1 pseudogene is annotated in these 249 nt (G+C 40.2%); it reads left to right on the plus strand.

Going from position 1 to position 249, the window contains the following annotated elements:
- Positions 1-130 precede the first annotated feature (130 nt).
- Positions 131-249: pseudogene (locus VPK24_RS07015) on the plus strand (transposase); the annotation flags it as partial.

A 249-nucleotide genomic window follows, 5' to 3' on the forward strand; every position in this document is an offset into this window, starting at 1 on the left:
GAGCAAGGACTATGAGTTGTATTCGGAGACGAGTGAAGGGATGATCTATGGCTGCTTAATGCATTTGATGGTGAGAAGATTGGCTGCTCTAGATGCTTAATAATTGATTTATAAATCAGCTCTAAGTGATGTGGTTATCATGGACAACTTAAACTCTCATCATCGTCCAGAGGTAAGAGAAATGATAGAAGCAGTAGGAGCAACGGTAGGATATCTGCCAGTGTATTCACCAGACTTTAATCCTATAGA

This window comes from Limnothrix redekei LRLZ20PSL1 (assembly GCF_043235035.1).
In the GTDB taxonomy this organism is placed as follows: Bacteria; Cyanobacteriota; Cyanobacteriia; order CACIAM-69d; family CACIAM-69d; genus CACIAM-69d.